Origin of the sequence: uncultured Sutterella sp., assembly GCF_937923675.1 — a bacterium.
Lineage (GTDB): Bacteria > Pseudomonadota > Gammaproteobacteria > Burkholderiales > Burkholderiaceae_F > Sutterella.
The window spans coordinates 1-1728 of sequence record NZ_CALDXB010000065.1 but is presented as its reverse complement, the minus strand read 5'-3'; the positions used below and the strand labels follow the sequence as shown (position 1 = coordinate 1728).

2 protein-coding genes are annotated in these 1728 nt (G+C 59.3%); one reads left to right on the top strand and one right to left on the bottom strand.

The window, feature by feature from the left end; translation table 11 throughout:
• Positions 1-286: 286 nt before the first annotated feature.
• Positions 287-1351, top strand: a complete 1065-nt coding sequence (locus Q0106_RS07785; protein WP_297611185.1) for a malate/lactate/ureidoglycolate dehydrogenase — start codon at positions 287-289, stop codon at positions 1349-1351.
• A 147-nt stretch (positions 1352-1498) separates the two neighbouring features.
• On the opposite strand, the gene Q0106_RS07780 is transcribed toward Q0106_RS07785, so the two are convergent.
• Positions 1499-1728, bottom strand: a 230-nt coding sequence (locus Q0106_RS07780; protein ID WP_297611182.1) for a hypothetical protein, incomplete at its 5' end; no start/stop codon positions are given.

The following is a 1728-nucleotide window of genomic DNA, read 5'->3' as shown; positions in this document are numbered from 1 at the left end:
AGCGACGGACTGTTAATCCGCAGGTCGCTGGTTCGAACCCAGCTCGGGGAGCCAAAGAATTCTTGAAGAAGGAGCACTGATTTCGATCAGCGCTCCTTTTTCTTTGCCTGCGGTTCGCGCTCACCTCCTCTCTTCTCCATGTTCTTAGTGAGTGCGCCTTATTGCCAAGAAAGGCACTCACGCGACACAATTTCCGGCAATGCGTTTTCTGCGCGAGGCGGACGACCCTCGTCCGCTTTAGAAAAAGATTTGAAAAACATTGGACGCCCTGAGGAGGAACACCCAAATGCGCCACAGTCCCCGCGAACTCCGCACAGCTGCCTATGAATGGCTTCTTGCCACCGGGAGCCCCGCCGAAGAGGCCGGCATCGTCGCCGACCATCTCATCAACGCGAACCTCCGCGGGCATGACAGCCACGGCGTCGGCATGATCGCGCTCTACAGCGACCTCATCGCCGACGGAAGGCTCCATCCCAATACGCCCGCAAGACTTCTGAAGGACGGCGGCAGCATTCTGCAGTTCTCCGGCGACCGCGGCTACGGCCAGCGCGTGGGCTATGAAGCGACGAAGGCGGCAATTGCCCGCGCGAAGGAAAACGGCATCTGCATGTACACGATCGCCAACACCTGCCACCTGGGGCGCATCGGCACCTACGGCGAACAGTGCGCGGATGCCGGCATGGTCTCGATTCACTTCGTGAACGTCACCCACTACATCCCGCTCGTCGCTCCCTGGGGAGGTTCTGACGCCCGCTTCGGCACCAATCCCTTCTGCTGCGCGATCCCGAAGACGGAAAAGAACCAGCGCTTCATTCTCGACTTCGCAACCTCGATCGTTGCGATGGGGAAGACCCGCGTTGCATATCTCGCCGGGAAGCAGTTCCCGATCCCCGTCATGGTGGACAGCAAGGGACAGCCCACCACGGACCCGAAGGTCATGTGGGAGGATCCGAAGGGCGCGCTGCTGCCGATGGGTCTCTACAAAGGCGCCGGTCTCTGCTTCGCCTGCGAACTCCTCGCGGGCCTTCTCTCCACGGGCGGAACGAACTCTCCTGAGCTCGTCGAGCGCGACGGCACGATCATGAACAACATGACGAGCTTCGTCATTAATCCGGAAGCGCTCTGCGACCTCGCCTGGATGAAGCGCGAGATGGATTCGATGATCGAATACGTGAAGGCTTCGCCCGAAGCCGATCCGGTCGGGAACCCCATCCTCTGCCCGGGCGAAATCGAAATGCAGCGCACGAAGGACCGCACTGAAAACGGCGTCGAGATCTCCGAGGGCGAATGGGCGGCGATCCTCAGGACCTGCGCCAAAGCAGGCGTGAGCGAAGCGGCGCTCAAGGCTTAACTTCAAAAGCAGTTCGCTGCGCATCAGAGAGCCGAAGGCATTGCGTCTTCGGCTCTTTTTATCGTAAGCTCCCCATTGGTTCCATTTTCGTGACTCTGGGCAAGGACATGTAAAAAGGGCACCTGAAACGCCAGATGCCCCTTCTGTTTACGCTTTCGCTTCCCTTTCGCGTCGTGCATACTCATCCGGCATCCACGGCGTCATGTCGAAGCTCTCTATGGCTTCCGGCTCAAGTCGGTCGAGCCGGGGGTGCCTCATATCTAATCGGCCGTCGCGGTACTTCTGCGTCAGCGTCATGCTTTCGCAGTGCGCCATAAAGGCTTCGCCGTAATCCGTCAGCCACTTCTGAATATTTTGTATGCCGCACTTTCTTCCGG

Coding starts and splice junctions, on each gene's coding strand:
- Q0106_RS07785 (WP_297611185.1), top strand. CDS start 287: ATGCGCCACAGTCCCCGCGAACTCCGCACAGCTGCCTATGAATGGCTT.